General features: G+C 64.2%; 20 protein-coding genes. 12 read left to right on the forward strand and 8 right to left on the reverse strand.

Annotated elements, in window-relative coordinates; all coding sequences use genetic code 11:
- The 3 genes from AC5I5I_RS20860 to AC5I5I_RS20870 all read left to right on the forward strand — a co-directional run bounded on the left by AC5I5I_RS20860 (position 1) and on the right by AC5I5I_RS20870 (position 3239).
- The gene (locus tag AC5I5I_RS20860; RefSeq protein WP_495976212.1) at positions 1–1434 is read left to right on the forward strand and encodes an amidohydrolase family protein; all 1434 of its coding nucleotides are present in this window, start codon (positions 1–3) and stop codon (positions 1432–1434) included.
- Between the two features lie 9 nt (positions 1435–1443).
- Entirely contained in the window at positions 1444–2529 is a 1086-nt protein-coding gene (atzD, locus tag AC5I5I_RS20865; RefSeq protein ID WP_495976214.1) for a cyanuric acid amidohydrolase, read from the forward strand.
- A 458-nt stretch (positions 2530–2987) separates the two neighbouring features.
- Complete coding sequence (locus AC5I5I_RS20870; protein WP_495758585.1) at positions 2988–3239, forward strand: hypothetical protein; 252 nt, start codon at positions 2988–2990, stop codon at positions 3237–3239.
- 61 nt (positions 3240–3300) lie between these two features.
- On the opposite strand, the gene AC5I5I_RS20875 is transcribed toward AC5I5I_RS20870, so the two are convergent.
- The 6 genes from AC5I5I_RS20875 to AC5I5I_RS20900 all read right to left on the reverse strand — a co-directional run bounded on the left by AC5I5I_RS20875 (position 3301) and on the right by AC5I5I_RS20900 (position 8405).
- Positions 3301–3510, reverse strand: a complete 210-nt coding sequence (locus AC5I5I_RS20875) for a DUF1328 domain-containing protein (protein ID WP_495758584.1) — start codon at positions 3508–3510, stop codon at positions 3301–3303.
- An 84-nt stretch (positions 3511–3594) separates the two neighbouring features.
- Complete coding sequence (locus tag AC5I5I_RS20880) at positions 3595–3867, reverse strand: DUF6894 family protein (RefSeq protein ID WP_495976217.1); 273 nt, start codon at positions 3865–3867, stop codon at positions 3595–3597.
- A 222-nt stretch (positions 3868–4089) separates the two neighbouring features.
- Complete coding sequence (locus AC5I5I_RS20885) at positions 4090–5337, reverse strand: flavin-dependent oxidoreductase (protein ID WP_495976219.1); 1248 nt, start codon at positions 5335–5337, stop codon at positions 4090–4092.
- Positions 5334–6527, reverse strand: coding sequence for an amidase (locus AC5I5I_RS20890; RefSeq protein ID WP_495976221.1), 1194 nt, complete (start codon positions 6525–6527; stop codon positions 5334–5336). The genes AC5I5I_RS20885 and AC5I5I_RS20890 overlap by 4 nt, the downstream gene beginning before the upstream one ends.
- On the reverse strand, positions 6527–7402 hold the full coding sequence (locus AC5I5I_RS20895; protein ID WP_495976223.1) for a polysaccharide deacetylase family protein: 876 nt from the start codon (positions 7400–7402) through the stop codon (positions 6527–6529). Before AC5I5I_RS20895 ends, AC5I5I_RS20890 begins: the two co-directional genes overlap by 1 nt.
- Before the next feature lie 46 nt (positions 7403–7448).
- Positions 7449–8405, reverse strand: coding sequence for a D-2-hydroxyacid dehydrogenase family protein (locus AC5I5I_RS20900; protein WP_495764928.1), 957 nt, complete (start codon positions 8403–8405; stop codon positions 7449–7451).
- 188 nt (positions 8406–8593) lie between these two features.
- Between AC5I5I_RS20900 and AC5I5I_RS20905 the strand changes: the two genes are divergently transcribed.
- Positions 8594–10276 carry a caspase family protein gene (locus AC5I5I_RS20905; RefSeq protein ID WP_495976225.1) on the forward strand — a complete coding sequence of 561 codons (1683 nt, stop codon included), beginning with the start codon at positions 8594–8596 and terminating at the stop codon, positions 10274–10276.
- A 184-nt stretch (positions 10277–10460) separates the two neighbouring features.
- Here the strand turns inward: AC5I5I_RS20905 and AC5I5I_RS20910 are convergent, their stop codons facing one another.
- Entirely contained in the window at positions 10461–10811 is a 351-nt protein-coding gene (locus tag AC5I5I_RS20910) for a hypothetical protein (protein WP_495976227.1), read from the reverse strand.
- A gap of 320 nt (positions 10812–11131) precedes the next feature.
- On the opposite strand from AC5I5I_RS20910, the gene AC5I5I_RS20915 reads away from it, so the two are divergent.
- The 8 genes from AC5I5I_RS20915 (at position 11132) to AC5I5I_RS20950 (ending at position 16158) form a co-directional block, all read left to right on the forward strand.
- Complete coding sequence (locus tag AC5I5I_RS20915; protein WP_495976229.1) at positions 11132–11746, forward strand: hypothetical protein; 615 nt, start codon at positions 11132–11134, stop codon at positions 11744–11746.
- Between the two features lie 155 nt (positions 11747–11901).
- Entirely contained in the window at positions 11902–12651 is a 750-nt protein-coding gene (locus tag AC5I5I_RS20920) for a phosphatase PAP2 family protein (protein WP_495976231.1), read from the forward strand.
- Positions 12652–12738: 87 nt separating this feature from the next.
- Positions 12739–12939 carry a hypothetical protein gene (locus AC5I5I_RS20925; RefSeq protein WP_495976233.1) on the forward strand — a complete coding sequence of 67 codons (201 nt, stop codon included), beginning with the start codon at positions 12739–12741 and terminating at the stop codon, positions 12937–12939.
- Positions 12940–13066: 127 nt separating this feature from the next.
- The gene (locus AC5I5I_RS20930) at positions 13067–14035 is read left to right on the forward strand and encodes a Bug family tripartite tricarboxylate transporter substrate binding protein (protein ID WP_495976235.1); all 969 of its coding nucleotides are present in this window, start codon (positions 13067–13069) and stop codon (positions 14033–14035) included.
- Positions 14036–14191: 156 nt separating this feature from the next.
- Positions 14192–14464, forward strand: coding sequence for a hypothetical protein (locus AC5I5I_RS20935; protein WP_495976237.1), 273 nt, complete (start codon positions 14192–14194; stop codon positions 14462–14464).
- Positions 14465–14581: 117 nt separating this feature from the next.
- A complete protein-coding gene (locus tag AC5I5I_RS20940; protein ID WP_495976239.1) occupies positions 14582–15226 on the forward strand; it encodes an NUDIX hydrolase in 645 nt (214 codons plus the stop codon).
- A 114-nt stretch (positions 15227–15340) separates the two neighbouring features.
- Positions 15341–15634 carry a hypothetical protein gene (locus AC5I5I_RS20945; RefSeq protein ID WP_495976241.1) on the forward strand — a complete coding sequence of 98 codons (294 nt, stop codon included), beginning with the start codon at positions 15341–15343 and terminating at the stop codon, positions 15632–15634.
- 224 nt (positions 15635–15858) lie between these two features.
- Entirely contained in the window at positions 15859–16158 is a 300-nt protein-coding gene (locus AC5I5I_RS20950; RefSeq protein WP_495976242.1) for a hypothetical protein, read from the forward strand.
- Between the two features lie 105 nt (positions 16159–16263).
- Here the strand turns inward: AC5I5I_RS20950 and AC5I5I_RS20955 are convergent, their stop codons facing one another.
- The gene (locus AC5I5I_RS20955; protein ID WP_495976244.1) at positions 16264–17487 is read right to left on the reverse strand and encodes a lytic murein transglycosylase; all 1224 of its coding nucleotides are present in this window, start codon (positions 17485–17487) and stop codon (positions 16264–16266) included.
- Between the last annotated feature and the right edge of the window lie 23 nt (positions 17488–17510).

Genomic DNA, 17510 nt, shown 5'->3' on the forward strand with positions numbered 1-17510 from the left:
GTGATCGAAGTTGAACATGCGTTGACGGCGCCGGATGCGGTCGCCATTGGTTCGGTCGGCATTGCCTTCGACGGCGATCGCATCGCCAAGGTTGCGCCGCATGGCGGCAGCGCGCCCTCGCTCCTGGCCATGCCCGTGATGTGCAATGCGCACGATCACGCCCGCGCGGCGCGGTCGAGTTCGATCGGGGCCGGCGGCAAGCCGCTGGAGATCTGGCTGCATTATCTCGCGATGTTCCCGGCGGTCGACCCGTATCTCGCAGCGGCGGTGTCGCTGTCGCGTTCGGCGCTGGGCGGGCAGGGCGTGGTCATGGTGCATTATAACCGCGTCCAGGGTCTGACCGATTACGTCACCGAAGCCAGGGCGGTGGCGAAGGCCGCGCGCGATGTCGGCGTCCGCGTCGGATTCGCTGTCGGTCTGCGGGATCGCAATCCGCTGGTCTATGGACCGTCCGAACCGATTGTCGATGCGTTGCCGCCCGAGGCGGCTGCTGAAATCCGCGCGCGGTTTCTGCGGCCGATGCTGCCGGTCAGCGAACAACTTGCGCTGGTGGACGCAGCAGTCGCGGCGGTGGATCATCCGGACTTCAACGTGCAGTTCGGACCGACCGGCGTGCAATGGTGCTCGGATGGCTTGCTGCGCGCGATCGCCGAAGCGTCGACCCGCACCGGTCGCCGCATCCACATGCATTGCCTCGAGACGCGCTATCAGCGCGAGTGGGCGGACCGGGAAATTCCCGATGGCATCATCCGTTATCTGGATTCCATCGGCTTCCTGTCGCCGCGGCTGACGCTGGCGCATTGCACCTGGGCGCGGCCCGATGAACTGGAATTGCTGGCCGAACGCGGCGTGACGATTTCAGTCAACACCTCCTCCAATCTCGGGATTCGTTCCGGTATCGCCCCGCTAGCGGAAATGAAGCGACGCGGCTGCCGCATCGCCTTCGGCATCGATGGGCTCGCGCTGGATGAGGATGACGATTCATTGCGCGAGATGCGGCTGACCCATCTGCTGCATGGCGGATGGGGCTTCGAGGTCGATGTCAGCCGTGCCGATATTCTGACGTCGGCCTGGCGCAATGGCCGCTTCTCGGTGCTGAACCGTGACGATGGCGGTTCGCTTGCCGAGGGCGGACCTGCGGACCTCATTCTGCTCGATTGGTCGCAGATCGACGACGACCGTCTCACGTCCAGTCTTGATCCGCGCGATTTGTTGTTCGCCCGCGTCACCGCGCGGCATATCGCCGAGGTGATCGTCGGCGGCCGCACCATCGTCAAGGAAGGACATGTGACCGGCATCGATTATCCTGCGATGCGCCAGGATCTGCTGGCGCGGTTCCGCGCCGGCATGTCCGGCAATGCCGCGCTTGCGGCGGCGCTGCCGGCGCTGGAACAGGCGGTCGCCGCGAACGCCTCCGGCATCCCCTGCTGCTGAGGAGGGCATGTGCCAGTCGCCAAGGTTCATCGCATTTCCGCGAACGGTCCCGATGACGCGAGCGGCATCGCGCGTGCGATCGAGGACGGGCGGATTGATCCGCGCGGCGTGATCGCGGTGTTCGGCAAGACCGAAGGCAATGGCTGTGTCAACGATTTCAGCCGCGGTTTTGCCACCATGACGCTGACTCAGTTCTTCGCGCAATTCATGCCGCGCGAGCAGGCGGAGAAGATCTGCTTCGTGATGTCGGGCGGCACCGAAGGCGCGATGGCGCCGCACTGGACGGTGTTCGAGCGAAGCGACGGCGACGGAAGTGGTCCGGCGCTCGCGATCGGGCGGGCGCACACCGCGGCGCTGCCGCCCGAGCATCTCGGCCGCGCCGGGCAGATTGCGTCCGTCGCCGATGGCGTGCGCGCGGCGATGCGCGATGCCGGCATCACCGACCCGGCCGACGTGCATTTCGTACAGATCAAGTGTCCGCTGCTGACAGCACAGCGGATCGGTGACGCTACAGCGCGCGGCAAGAGCGTTGCCACCTCGTCGACGCTGAAGTCCATGGGGCTGTCGCGCGCCGCCAGCGCGCTCGGCGTTGCGGTCGCGCTCGGCGAACTGAAGGCGGAAACGATTGCGGACAAGGATATCGGCGAGAACTGGTCGCTGCATTCCGGCCGTGCCAGTTGTTCGGCCGGGATCGAGTTGTTGGGTCACGAAATCGTTGTGCTCGGCATGTCGGAGCATTGGAGCGGGGCGCTGGTCGTCGATCATGCGGTGATGGCGGACGCGATCGATGTCGAACCGGTGCGGGCCGCGCTGCGGCGGCTTGGATTTGCCGCCGACGGCCAGCTTTCGCGCGACGAACGCGAACGGCTGGTGGCGGTTCTTGCCAAGGCCGAGCCCAGCCAGAACGCGATGCTCCGTGGTTTTCGCCACACCATGCTGGACGATTCCGATATTTCACCCACGCGGCATGCCCGCGCCTTCGTCTGCGGCGCGCTGGCTGGCCTGGTCGGGCATGCGGAGATTTATGTGTCCGGTGGCGCAGAGCATCAGGGCCCCGATGGGGGCGGCCCGGTCGCGGTGATCGCGACGCGCTGAATTTTCCGAACATTGCTGCTGCCATGCTGTCGGCGAATGGCCGGTGCAGATGCCATGCATCGCGCTCAGCCAGCCTCGATCAGAATCATTCCAGGCAAAGATCGCGATGATGGCGGCTTGTGATGCGGCTCCGGCTGGAGGCCATTGTTTCGCCTTGTCCGCTTTCGGAAGAAAATGCGCACCATTGTTGGCCGCGAGACGCGAATGAATCGTTCGCGGTCGCGGGCCCCGCAAAGAAGCCATTGAATGTTCTTCCGACTTTGGTCGCGCGAACATTTCGCGGCACGATGCACAAAGTCTCATCTATTCCAGCGACACACACCGATGTCATCCGCGGTCATGCTTTCGGTCACGGCGCGTTGATTGGCGCGAGCGCCATCAGCACTTAGCTGCCGACCCACTGAGTTGCGGATGCTTCGGTCGCGAAGGTCCGCCGCTCGATTGGAAGGAGACTGACTATGACGATCATCAGGACCGCACTCGTTGCCGCCTCGCTGGTGGCTTTCGCAGCAACCGCGCAGGCGTCGCAGAGCCGCGAAGACCTCAACTCTGGCTACCATGGCAACACGCCGGCCTACAGTTCGCCCTATGGCTCGAGGGACGAGATTTACGACGATGCGAGGGGCGCCTATGGCCGCTACGTTGCACCGTCGCGCGCCTGGAATTCCGACCGGGCCTATCGGCCGGTGCAGCCGCGTCGTAGCCGCTGACCGGATTAGGTCGCACATTGAAAGCGGCGGGGTGCGCCCCGCCGCTTTCAGTTCGAATGCCTTATGCCAGGAATGGAAGAAGAGCGGCCGTGCGTCCGGCCTCAAAAGCACTGCCGAGCAGGTAGGCAAAGCCCAGCAAGGCCAGGAAGCCCAGGAAGAACAGGGCAAAAAGGACCATTGCTATGCGTTTCGCGAAAGTTGAAATGCCGGTCAGGCCGATACCGCCTGCGATCAGCGAAATGATCAGGAAAAGAACAGCCCATTTGAACATGATTGCCTCGTGACTCGCGCAATCTGAACAGAACGCCAAGCCGCTGTTTGGGTTCCATGTCGCGGCGGGCCGCGATGGCGTGCGTCAGGTCAGTGCGACGGAGCTGTGTCCGCTCAACGGGCCGCCAAACCATCCGGGGCTGTACACCGGAAACATGACCACCAGGACGGATTCGCCGACGGGATCGCAGATGTTGACGGTCCAGCGGACGTCCTTGGGCAGTCCCACGAGTTGTGTCGTCTTGTCGATCAGGCGGAGAGCGTATTCATGCGCTGCGTTGAGCGACACCAGATCCTGCCCGTCCGGATCACTGAAACGGAAATCCTGCGTTTCGATGTGAAAGAAGTATCGCGGCATGTCGTCCCCCTCGGTTCGTGCGAGCCGCACCGAAGGGAAATGTTGGGTCCAAAATTTGGCGAGCGCGACAGAGCCGGCCGGCGTGCTTAACATGTAAAATTGTCTCGAGCGCGCGTTCGCTTTTTCAGCTTCGCTTGTTCTTCGCACAGGTATGACGTTACACGAGAGCGGCGCTCGTGCCGGGCGGGAGAGGTGCTATTCGGCTCTCGTGCGAGAAGCTTCTCAACGCCGCGTCACGTCGGCGACTGAAAAGCCCGCGATCTTCTTGTAGTTCTCCGACAGCGCCCGCAATTCGTCCTGCGTGATGTAATCGTCGAGCTTCTCGAACGGCCGGTCGCCGACCAACTCTTCCACCTTGATGTTGATGAAGTCCGGCGGGAATTCGCGATTGGTGCGGACGATCCTGCCTGTCGTTTCGCAGCGCGCTGTCTCGTAGGCCTTGAGCGCTGCCGCGACATCGGGCTCCCGCGTCAGGCAGTCGGCGAGCGTGCGTGCGTCGATCATAGCCTGTGCGGAGCCGTTCGAGCCGCGCGGATACATCGGGTGGGCGGCGTCGCCCGCGAGCGTGACGCGGCCGAAGCTCCATTGCGAGACCGGATCCTTGTCGACCATCGGATATTCCAGGATCTGGTCGGCATTGCGGATCATGCCGGCGACGTCGAGCCAGTCGAAGGTCCAGTCCTTGTAGATGTGGAAAAACGAATCGAGATTTCCCGGCTGGTTCCAGTCATTCTTGGCGCGGGTATCCTGCTTGATCTCCGCCATCCAGTTGATCAGCTGGTTTCCCTCGCCGTCGACGTTGTCGATGATCGGATAGATCACGATCTTGCCGGTCAGGATCGAGCCGACCCGCATATAGCTCTTGCCGGTCAGGATCGGCTTCCGCCGTGTGACACCGCGCCAGGTATTGATGCCGGCGAATTTGATCTCATCGTCCGGATAGAAAATCTTGCGGATCGCGGAATTGATCCCGTCGCAGGCAATGGCGGCGCCGGCCCGCACCGGCGGCAGCGCCGCGCCACCCGGAAAGTCCCGGAACGCGATCGTCACGCCAACGCCGTCCTGCTCGACACCGACGCACTCGCGCCCGGTGACCACGGCATCCGGGCCGAGCCGGTCGAGCACGGCGCGATACAGGATCAGATGCAGGCGTCCGCGATGGATGCCGACCTCCGGATATTCGTAGCCGGCCAGCTTGCCGCGGGGCTCCTTGTAGATGAGCTGGCCGAAGCGGTTGAAGAAGCAGCTTTCGACATTCTCGATGCCGGTCTTCAGCACCTCGTCGCCGACGCCGAGCGCGCTGAACTCGCGCATCGCATGCGGCAGCACGGTGATGCCGACACCAAGTTCTTTAATCTCCGGCGCGCGCTCGTAGACCCGGCAGGGGATGCCGAGGCGGTGCAGGTTGAGCGCGAGCGCCAGCCCGCAGATGCCGCCGCCGATGATCGCGATCTCGTTCGTGTTCGTCATGCCGTCATTCCGCAATAGCGCGCGAGCCGCACCGCAAGGTCGAGCAGCGCTTCGTCGCCACCCGCCCAGCCAATGAAGGACAGCCCCACCGGGCATCCTCCGATCGTGCCGATCGGGATCGAGACTTGCGGCAAACCGGACAGGCCGGCAATGCAGGTCATGCGCATGGCGCGCAGGCGGAAAGATTCATGTTCCGCATGGGGCGCATCGGCGAGCGGTGCGATTGCCGGCGAGGTCGGCAACACCAGCAGCGTGCCGGGCTGCGCAATGCCGCGGATGCGGTCGCGGGCGCGCTCCTGCATCACCCGGGCCTGCGCCGCCATCTCTTCGGTGACTGTCGCCGCCGCGGCGAAGCGCTCGGCCACGCCGGGGCCGAATTGCGGTTTCGTGCGCGTGACGAAGTCGCCATAGACCGACCAGATTTCGCGCGACTGGATGATCCGGAACGCCTCGCGCCAGGTGTCGAGCCCATCGGGTGCGATCCGCTGATGCGACGGCGACGGCACGTCGGCTGCTATCGCTGCGAGTGCGTCCTTCATCAGCGCGGCGACTTCCGGATCGGCCTCCGCGAACGCATCGTCGAGCACGACGAGCCTGGTGATGTTCGCCGCGGTCGACGTGCCGCCCAGCAGCACCGGCCCGACCTTGCGGAAGATGCCGGGCGCATTCGAAAACCAGCCTACGGCATCGAAGGAGTCCGCCATCGCCATCGCGCCGGCAACATCGACGCGGCCATGCGTGGTGCGGATGCCGTAGAGGCCGCAGAACGACGAGGGAATGCGCACCGAGCCGCCTGTGTCGCTGCCGATCGCAAAGTCGCAGGCATCCGACGCGGCGGCCGATGCGGATCCGCTCGACGAGCCGCCGGGCAGGCGGCCAGGCGCGCGCGGATTGACCGGCGTGCCGTAATGCGCGTTGACCCCGGCGATCGAGTAGAAAAATTCGTCGCACACGGTCTTGCCGGTGATGGTGGCGCCGGCATCGAGCAGCTTCTGCACCACGGCCGCATTTTTCGTTGCGGGCTTCTGCGCCGCGAGCCAGTCGGGATTGCCGCCGCCGGTGCGCTCACCGACGATATCGAACATGTCCTTGATCGTGACCGAGAGGCCGGCGAGCGGGCCGTCGTCGGCGCCCTTGATCGGAGCCTTCAGATCATGCGGCACGAAAGCCGAGCGGATGCGTGCGGACATTACGAAGCTTTCTGCTGGCCGAGATACCAGTCGAGGATTTGCTCGCCGGTCCAGGACACGACGCCAGGTTTGGCGAGAATGTCTGCGAAGGCCCGCTCGACATGCCCGATCCGGTGCGGCACGCCGGAGAGATACGGGTGGCAGGCCATCGCCATGATCTTCGGCCTCTCAGCGGATTCTTCATACAGGATGTCGAACTGGTCCATCGCGCGGTCGTAGAACATGCCCGACGGATGGTATTGCGCGGTGAAAAGCACGATGTCGTGGATCTCGAAATTGTAGGGCAGGGCGACCACCGGCTTGTGCGTGGTCTTCAGGGTCACCGGCTCGTCGTCCAGCACCCAGTCGCCGATATATTCGACGCCGGCCTCGCTCAGGTAGTCGAGCGTGTCGAAGGTCTGGGTCAGGCCGGGGCCGAACCAGCCGCGCGGGCGGTAGCCTGCAAACTTTTCGATCACGTCCATCGCCTTGTTGATGGTCGCGCGCTGGTCGTCGAGCTTGTGCATCGGGATCTGCTCGTAGCCATGGGCGTTCAACTCCCAGCCGGCTTTCAGGCAGGCTTCGACCACCTCCGGATAGCTTTCGCAAACTTTCGCATTGAGCGTCACCGTCGGGGTTGCGCCGACGCGCTCCAGCATTTTCTTCATCCGCCAGAAGCCGACCCGCATGCCGTATTCGTGCCAGCTCCAGTTCGGATGGTCGGGCAACAGCGGTTGTAATTGCGGCGGCACGATCACCATGCGCGCCATCGCCCGCGAGATATCCCAGTCCTCCAGGGCCAGCACTGGCCAGATCACCATGCGCACGCCGTCGGGGAATGTCAGCTTGGGGCGGGTTTCGATTGGTGAAAAGGCGATCCGTTCACGCGGCTGCATGGCATTCCTCCAGATTTGGCTTGTTATGGGCGTTGCAGCGGCGGGGTCAACCGATCACCCGGATCGGCTTGCCGTCGAGGAAGGCGCGGATCGCCTCCACGGTCCCGCCGTAAAAGGCGCGGTAGCCGTCCTGCGTCACATAGCCGAGATGCGGCGTGATGACGACATTCGGCAGCGTGCGCAAGGCATGGTCGCGCGGCAGCGGCTCGGTATCGAAGACGTCGAGGCCGGCGCCCGCGATCGTTTTGTTCTGCAATGCCGCGATCAGCGCGGTCTCGTCGATGATCGGTCCGCGCGACGTGTTGATGATGTACGCGGTGGGTTTCATCATGCCGAGATCGGTTGCGCTGATCAGCCCGCGGCTGCGGTCGGACAGCACCATGTGGATCGAGATGAAGTCCGATTGCTGGAACAGGTCGGCCTTGGTCGCGTAGCTGACGCCGTGTTCCGCGCACCGCTCCGGGGTGAGATTCTGGCTCCAGGCGATCACCTTCATGCCGAATGCCTGACCCACCTTCGCGACCCGCTGGCCGAGATTGCCGAGCCCGACAATACCGAGCGTATGGCCGAACAGATCGGCGCCGATGGTGGCCTGCCAGGCCTCGCCCACCTTCATGCGGGCATTCTCCTCACTGATATGGCGGGCCAGGTCGATCATCAGGCCGACCGCGAGTTCCGCCGTCGGGTGCTTGGCCCCTTCCGTACCGCAGACCAGGATGCCTCGCTCCTTCGCCGCTGCGACATCGATAGAGGCATTCTTCAGGCCGGTGGTCACGATCAGCTTCAGGTCCGGCAGTTTTTCGATCAGGCTGCGGGGAAACGGGGTCCGCTCGCGCATCAGGCAGACGATGCCAAAGCCCTGCAGCGCCCGGGCGACGGCCGCCTCGTCGCCCAGCCGCTCGTTGAACACCGTGACATCCGCATCGCCGGTCACCCTGGACCAGTCGGCCATTTTCAGGGCCACGTTCTGGTAGTCGTCGAGCATGGCGCAGCGGTAACGCATCGGAAATGCCTTCGGTTTGAGCGCGGACAGAGCCAACACATACCGATCCGGGAACCTGGCGCAACCGGCCCGTTCACGAGCGGTTGAACCGTTCGATCTGGTCCCGCGACCTAGTTGGATCGATCCCCCTGCGCTGATAATGTGCGCCATCAGCGAGTTCGGCGGGTTTGGCTTGCGGAGGCTGGGCGATGAAGCGTCTGACCACGATCCTGTGCGGCCTCTGCGCCGCCTTCGTGCTGTGTCTGGGGCCGGCCCAGGCTGAAAAACGCGTTGCGCTGGTGATCGGAAATTCCGCCTACCAGAATGCCTCCAAGCTCGCCAATCCGGTCAACGATGCCAATGCGATGGCGGAGATGTTCCGCCGTTCGGGTTTCGAGGTGGTCGAGGCCAGGACCGATCTCGGGAACCTTGAATTCAAGCGGGTGGCGCGAGACTTCACCGCAATCGCCCGGGATGCCGACATCGCCGTCATGTATTTCGCCGGTCACGGCATCGAGGTGAACGGCACGAATTATCTGCTGCCGGTCGATGCCAAGCTCGCAACCGATTTCGACGTCGAGGACGAGGCGTTGTCGCTGGATCGCCTGGCGCGCGCGCTCGAGCCTGCGAAGCGGCTGCGGCTGATCATTCTCGACGCCTGTCGCGACAATCCGTTCGTGCGGACCATGCAGCGCGGGGTGACGACGCGTCAGGTCACCTCGGGGCTTGCCAAGATCGAGCCCACGACCAGCGACACGCTGATTGCGTTTGCGGCCAAGGCCGGCTCGACCGCCGAAGACGGACGCGGTTCGAATTCGCCGTTCACCGCGGCATTGGTGAAAAATCTCGCAGTGCCCGGCCGCGATATCCGGATCGCGCTCGGTTACGTGCGCGACGAGGTGGTGCGGGCGACCGGCAACAAGCAGGAGCCGTTCGTTTATGGTTCTCTGGGCGGCGCCACGGTGGCGCTGGTCCCCGAGGCCAAGCGCGAGATCGCTGCGCAGCCGGTCGCACCGTCCGCACCGGCACAGGCTGGCGCCGACCCGCGCCGGGATTACGAATTCGCCGAGCGAGTCGGCACCAAAGAGGCCTGGGACTCGTTCCTGGCCGTTCACAAGTCGGGATTCTACGCCAATCTTGCGCGCTCCCAGCGCGAGAAGGTGGCGCGTGACGAAACGACGATCGTCCCGCAGGTGCCGCCGGCGCCTCAGGTTGCTCCGGCTCAGCCGGCAAGGCCGTTGGCTCAGCCGCAGATCAGTGCGCCGCCGTCCGAAGCGATCAAGCAGCCGCCGACTGAATCGAAATCCGTTGTTGCGGTGTTGCCGCCAGCGGCCGACTCGAAACGCGAGATCGAAGCCAAGCCCGATCCGAAGGGTGAACTGCGTGTCGTGACGCGCACCCTGCAGACCGAATTGCGACGGGTCGGATGCGATCCGGGCTCGACCGACGGGATCTGGTCGCCGAAATCGCGCGAGGCGCTCGGGCTGTTCAATCGCCATGCCGGCGTGAATCTCGACACAGAGGCGGCCACTATCGGCGCCCTCGATGCGGTCAAGGCGCAGCGCGGACGCATCTGTCCGCTGGTTTGCGGCGCCAATCAGCAGGAGCAGGGCGGACGCTGTGTCGCCATCCCGGCGAAGCCGCAGCTCAAGAAAGAAGCGGTGCGTCCGCCAGAGCCGAGCGCGCGCGAACGGGCACGGGAGCGCGCGCGGGAACGGGCCGAGCAGAACCGAGAACGGTTGCGCGCGCGCAGCCGGGAGGACAATGTCAGCCGCCGCCCGGCAGCCAGCCGCGCGGCCTGTCCCGCCGGCTCGTCACCGATGCCGCAGGGTGGCCGGATGTGCTGCGAAATCACGCCGGAGCGCGGCGCGACGCGCATCTTCTGTCTGTAGCGATACGACGCGAGCATTCGTGAGCGATGCGACGCGAGCCACTCGCATCGGCCCCGGTGTGGGGACGCGAAAGCGCGCAACACCACCGCGTCCGCCGCGTTGCTCGCGAACGGCACCCGAATTCAGCACCGGAACCGGATCCCCGTCCCGGTGGACGTGGACAGCGGTCTTTCCTTCGACCCCGTCAATGCGCCGGGCGTTGCCTCGGGAAGGACGCCGCGGCAGACCGCATCGGGACAAACAGGCAGCGCGTATTGGCGCCTTGATGCTTGACCCAATGCTTGTCGACATTGTCGTAATCGCAGGCACACCGGTAGAACTTGCCATCGGGTGACCAGGCGGTGCGCTTGCGCACCTGTCCGGTCGACTTCACTTCCCACTCGTCGTCCGGAAGCGCGCGCAATTCGCGCTCCGAGACTTCCCAGCAGCAATCGTTGGTGACGCAGCAGGTCGCCGGGATCCAGGACAGAAGCCATGGATTGGAATGGTATTCCCCGGCCAGCGCGACGCTCGCAATCGCGAACGCCGTAGTCACCGCAAGCGCCAATGCCCAGAGGGCATGCCGGCGGCGCGGCGTGGTTGCGGCCCTTTCACGCGACTCCTGGGACCGCTCGGTTTGCATCGGATCAGACAACGTCGGCGACGCATTACAGTTGGTCATCGTGTGTGACATTGCTTTTCTTCTTTCGGGTTCAGAGCCCGGCGTGCTTGTGACAAGCAAGCTTCTTGCCAAAAATGCTGCACTGCACGCGTTTGGCGCGCCGCGAGGCTCAAACGCCACGATTGCCGGATTCTGCTACCTCCCCCGGGCGGTCGAGCCGGCGGGCGTTGCCTGCAACCTGAAGGCGAGTCATAGTGACGGTATTGGGGGGCGTCGTCGTGCGTGTGTTTGCGGTCCTCGGTGCTTTGTCAGTCTTGTCCGGGTGCGTTACGGCAACGGCGCCCGAGGCCGGCGACTGGAAAATCGAGCGGGGCTACGACCGCATCCTCGGCAAGCCGGCCGGCGTGGCGCAGGTCAATGCCCGCAGCCGCAACGAGCGTCAGCAGCAGCTACGATATCCTCAGGTCCAGCTTCAGACCGGCTCGCTTCAACTGGGTTGCTTCGACAACGTGCCGGTCGTGCGCATTGCCTTCAACCATCGCGTCGGATCGAACCGCACCTCGACGCTGAGCTACCGCTTCGACAGCAATCCCGGCCACGACGCACAGGTCCGCTTCCTGCAGACGTTTTCAACGGTGGTGATCGAAGACCCGAAAGAAGTCGCGCTGTTCCTCGAGCAATTGCGTGCGGCCGGGACGCTCTATGTCCGCGTGATGTCGCACGTAGCAGGCACGACCACAGTGGAGTTTCCGCTCAAGGGCGCGCCGCTTGCGATCGATGCGGCGTATCAGGCCTGCCCGGTCGACTGGCTGAAACCGCGCACCGCCGACGCTCCGGCGCCTGGACCACGGCGCTCCGTATCAACCTGATACAAGGTTCGCATCTGTTCGCTTGGAACGAATCGCGTCCGCGATTCGCGCGTATCGTCAGGCCTTAAGAGAATCTTGCACCGCTTCAGCGAAGCTGATTTTTTCCGGCGACATTCAACACATATCGGCGTCGGCGACGCCGGAATGCGAGCGACATGCCACTGCGGACACTATCGACCTTTGCCACGTCATTGCGGGCACGCTCGCTGCCGGAACTGGTGCCGTTTGCGATTCTCGCCCTGATCGCGGCCATGCTTGGGATCTTCGGCAAGATCGCCGACGAGGTCATGGATGGCCAGACGCATGCGTTCGATGAAGCATTGCTGCGGGCGCTGCGCAATCCGGCCGACCTCGCCGATCCGATCGGTCCGGCCTGGCTGGAACTGGCCATGCACGACATCACCAGCCTCGGCAGTTTCACCGTGGTGGCGCTCCTGACGCTGGTAGCGATCGGTTATCTCGCGATCGACGGCAAGCGGGCCGCGGCTTTGCTGGTTGTGGTCGCGATCGCGGGCGGCGTCGTGCTCAGCGAAGGTCTGAAGCATCTGTTTGCGCGGCCGCGTCCCGATCTGGTCGCGCATCTGGTCGAGGTGCAGACCGCGAGTTTCCCAAGCGGACATGCGATGCTCTCGGCGGTGACGTATCTGACGCTCGGCGCCTTGCTGGCGCGGATTCAGAGCCGCAGGCGGCTCAAGGCCTATGTGATATCGGTGGCGATCCTGCTGACGCTCCTGACCGGCGCAAGCCGCGTCTATCTCGGCGTGCATTGGCCGACCGATGTTCTGGCCGGCTGGAGCGCCGGCGCGGCCTGGGCGATGGGCTGCTGGCTCCTGGCTATGTGGCTGCAAAGCCGCGGCCGTATCGAACAGCCGGACAGCAACGGAACATCCGGCGGGGTCGGTTAACGCAATGTCAAACCCGCGCGTCTAGGATGATCGGCAGTTGCGTTTGTGTCTGCGCGGCCATGGGCTGCGCATATCCGGGGACGTTGCATGCCCTGCGTGAGTAACGAGTGCCGGTCCTGCGGTTCGCCGATCGCTCCGGACGAGCCGATCCTCACCAAGTTTCAGCGCTGCTATTATTGCGGCCGTCATCATCCGCTCGGCAGCACGTGGACGCTCACGACTGTGCCGGTGATGATCGCGGCTGCGATTGGACTGCTGACGATCTGGTGGACGAATTTGCTATCGTGAAAGATTGCTGACGCTGCGTAGCTTGTTCGCAGCGCGCTGTCATCCTTGTCCCGGCAAAGCCGTTCCGTGCTAGGCTCCCAAAAAAACCGGGGGCTCAAGCTCCCGTAAAAGTCCGGGAGCAAACGTCATGACAAGGTTTCTGATCGCCGTGCTCGGTGCGGTGATGCTGGTGTCGAGCGCGCATGCGCAGAGCTATCCGTCACGTCCGATCACACTCGTGGTTCCGCTTGGCCTCGGCGGCTCGACCGATGTGATCGCGCGGATCATGGCCGAAGGCATGCGCAACATCCTCGGCGCCACGATTGTCGTTGAGAACACCACAGGCGCCGGCGGCAGCATCGGTGTCGGCCGGGTCGCACGCGCCGCGCCGGACGGCTACACGATCGGCATCGGGCAATGGGGGACGAATGTCGCAAGCGGCGCGATCTATCCGCTGCAATTCGATCTGGTGAAGGACTTCGAACCGGTCGGGCTGATCTCGACCCAGCCGTTTCTCATCGTGGCCCGCAAGGACATGCCGGCGAACAATCTCAAGGAGCTGATCGCCTGGCTGAAAGCCAATCAGGACAAAGCCTCGCAGGGCAATTCCGGCGTCGGGACGCCGAGCCATGTCGGCGGGCTGATGTTCCAGAATGCGATCGGGGCGAAGTACACGATGGTGCCGTATCGCGGCGCGGGTCAGTCGATGCAGGGGCTTGTGTCGGGTCAACTCGACGTCATGCTGGACACGCCGGCGGTGTCGATGCCGCAGATCGAGGGCGGCAACATCAAGGCCTATGCGGTGACCGCGAAGTCGCGCATTCCGGTCGCGCCGGATATCCCGACGACCGACGAAGCCGGGCTGCCGGGATTCTATTTTTCATTCTGGCACGCCTTCTGGGTGCCGAAGGACACGCCGAAGGATATCGTCGCCAAGCTCAACGATGCGCTGGTAAAGGCGCTGGCCGATCCGGTCACGCGCGAGCGGCTGACCAAGATTGCGCAGGAAATCTTCCCGCGCGACCAGCAGACGCCGGAAGCATTGGCTGCTTTCCACCAGGCCGAGATCGCCAAATGGTGGCCGATCATCAAGGAAGCCGGGATCAAGCCGCAATAGCGTCAGGGGTCAAATGGTTGCGGTCTGGTGAGGTCAGCCGACGCGATCGAGAGCGTCCGGAAACCATGCCGCAACCGTTGATTTGAGCGGGATGTCAGGCAACGCTATAGGTCGCGCCGGGACGCAATCCGCGCCCAAATGCCCTGGAGCACGACGATGAAACCCGTAAGTCTCGCCTTGGCTGCACTTGCGATTATGACGATGCCTCATGCCGCGTCGGCGCAGATGACATCCGACGATCTCAAGTGGGTGAATCAGTGCATTTCCGACAACAAGGGCGAGAAGGGCGGAACGCCCGCCATCGTGCGCGCCTATTGCATTTGCATGAACGAGAAGATGGACGACAACGAGACCCGCTCGATCACGCAGTGGGAAAAGGCAAATCCAAAGGCGCGGGTGGCGTGCGAAAAGCAAGCCGGCTGGAAATAATCCGACAGGCGATTGTGTCCGGGCGTCGTCGCTGGCGCTCGCGGTGAGTCTGTATGCGCCCGCATCGCGACGCCTATAATGTCGTGCGCACGTCAAGATTCGTCGGCACGATAGGCCATGAAGCAGAAAAAGAACAAATCCCGGCGGGCGCCGATCGAAGCGGCCGGCGGGATTGTGATGCGGGGGCGGGTCCGGCCGCTGTTTGCCGTCGTGCAGTTGCGCCGCCAGAAGAGTTGGGTGCTTCCCAAGGGCAAGCTCAATCGCAACGAAACCGCTCTGGCCGCCGCCAGGCGCGAGGCGATCGAGGAGACCGGCCACGATGTCGAGGTGCACGAGTTTCTCGGCTCGCTCGTCTATCAATCGGCCGGCCGGCCCAAAACCGTCCGATTCTGGCGCATGCAGGCGAGCGGCCGGCCGGTCGCAAAACTCATGCGCGACGTTCGCGCGGTGCGCTGGCTGTCGCTGGCGCAGGCGACGGAAAAGCTGACGCATGAGCGCGAAAAGGTGTTTCTGGAGAAGGTCGGCCGCAGCCTGGCGCGGCAGGCGTCGTTGCCGAAACGCAAGGCCCGCACGTCCGTGCGTCCCAAGAAGGCGGCCGTCCGCAAGCGCGCGGTGACAGTCAGCGCCAAACCGCTGAACAACCCGAGGCCGGGGGAGGCGCAGGCGCTAGCGGTTCCGGCCACCCCGGTTTTCCACAGCCTGACTGCGGGCCGCAAGCCGCCCGCCATCGTGCGGAAGATATGGAGCTTGCTGCGCCACTAGCCATTGGTCCCCGAGCCGGAAACAGTCGCCACGGCGTTCACGGCCGGTTCAACCAAACCGGACAGACTGACCGGACGCTTGACCTGAATGTCGGCTTGCCGGAAAGGACACGACATGAAACGATCCGCCATGAGCCGACCATTCATGAATCGATTAGTCGCTGGCTGCCTGGGCACGATCACCTTGGTTGCGGCGGTGGCGGTTGCGTCCGTGGATGCGAACGCCCTCGACCGTCGACATGTGATCGGCGGGATGTCCGCCAACGAAGTCATGGGGATCCCGGATCACTATCCGGCGCCGGCTTACTACGCCGCGCCGCTCGGCCCGCCGCCCGGCTGCGTGATTCGCCAGCAGCGGGTGTGGGATGGCTATCGGTGGCGCTGGCGCAAGCTGCGAATCTGCCACTAAAGCTTTTTCCAGCGAAGTGGCCACCGGCTTGCGTGAAGAAAAGGCGTCTTCGCAATGACCTTTAGGCATGATCGCGTCGAGATGAAGCTGCGTTCACGGCGCGATCAAAATTGCGACAAAATGCCACGAAAAACTACTTTCGCGTAAGTTTTTGCCGCTAGTTTCAACTCGCGGGTAGCCAATTCGCGCTGGTTCCCCCAGCCGATCTCTCAAGGAGAACATGCATGAGGAAGCTATTCATCGCGCTCGTCGCTGCCGTGACGATCGCGGGTTCGGTTCTGGCGGTGCCCGGCGAGGCTGAGGCCCGCTATTGGCGCGGTGGCGCGGTCGCTGCCGGCGTTGTGGGCGGTCTTGCTGCCGGCGCCATCATCGCAGGTGCGGCCGCACCGTATTATTACGCTCCGCCGCCGCCGCCGGTCTATTACGCGCCGGCGCCGGTCTATTACGGCCCGCCCTGCCGTTGGGTAAAGCAGCGCTGGTGGGATGGCTACGTCTGGCGGGTTCGCCGCGTCCAGGTGTGCTGATCCAACGTGTTCTGATCTAGCGTGTGATCGGTCGTCTACCGATCCGGCAGGACCCGTGAATAGCCCGGCGGTGCGATGGCCCCGCCGGGCTTTTTCGTCGGCGCGCTAACGACGGGCAGCCATACGCTCCGCAAGCGCACGCGACGGCCAGCAATCGAGCGGAGCGCCGTTGGCCTTCTGCCAGGCGCCGAGCGCCGCGCGTGTTTTCATGCCGGCCTTGCCGTCGATCTTGTCGCGGTAGAACCCGGTCTCGGTCAGGTGACGCTGGATGGCCTCGATCTGGTCCGACCGCGCCTGCTCGATCTTGCCCCATGGCGTCGCGAAATTGCCGCCGCCGGCGATCCGGTCGGCCAGATTGCCAACGAACAGGGCGTAGAGATCGGCGAAGTTGTACGCTTTGAAGACGTAGAAATTGTTCAGCGTCAGGAAAGCCGGACCGTTGAGCCCGGCCGGCAGGAACAGCGACGCCTGCTCGGCCAATTCCTCGCGCGTTGGCTTGTGGGTGAGGGGAACGTAGCCGCGCTTGATCCAGTCCGCTACCGTCGCCTTGGTTTCCGGTTCTGCGATCGAGCAATCGACACCGTCCGGCAATTTGACTTCGAAGCCCCAGCGCTTGCCCTTGTCCCAGCCCTTGGCAAGAAGCTGGCTGGCCGCCGAGGCGAGTGCGTCGGGGATCGAATTCCAGATGTCGCGATGACCGTCGCCGTCGAAATCGACGCCGTATTTGAAGAAGTCGGTCGGCAGGAACTGGGTATGGCCCATGGCCCCGGCCCAGGACGCCTTCATCGCCGACCGGGTGACATGCTGTTCTTCCAGGATTTTCAGCGCCAGCAAGAATTCGCCGCGGAACAACTCCTTGCGCCGGCCGAGCCAGGCCTGCGTCGCCAGCACGTCGATCGCGTTATGCGGCAGCTTGAAGTTGCCGAAATTGGTTTCGCGGCCCCAGATCGCGAGCACGACCGATGCCGGCACGCCGAAGCGCTGCTCGATCGACGCGAGCGTGGCGCGGTGCTGGGCCGCAAGCTTGCGGCCCTGTTCGGTCAGGCGGGCGAGAGACGTCTCCGAGAGATATTGCGCCGGCGTACGCTCGAATTCCGGCTGGCCTTTCGGAGTAGCTTTCGGCTTGCCGGGGATCACGAGGTCGGGCAGCGACAGATCAGGTTTGAGCCCGCGCGTGGCGTCGTCGAACGTCGTGCGCGAGACACCGAGTGCCTGCGCCTCCGGCCACAGCGACTGCACGAAGCGCTGGAACTCTGGCTCGCTCTGTGCCTGCGACACACCGAGGCCTGCAAACACCATCCACACGGCGAGGAGGGTGGTCCGGATCATTCCGCGGCTCCTAGTGGAGCGGA

It is taken from the genome of Pseudorhodoplanes sp., from assembly GCF_059499825.1.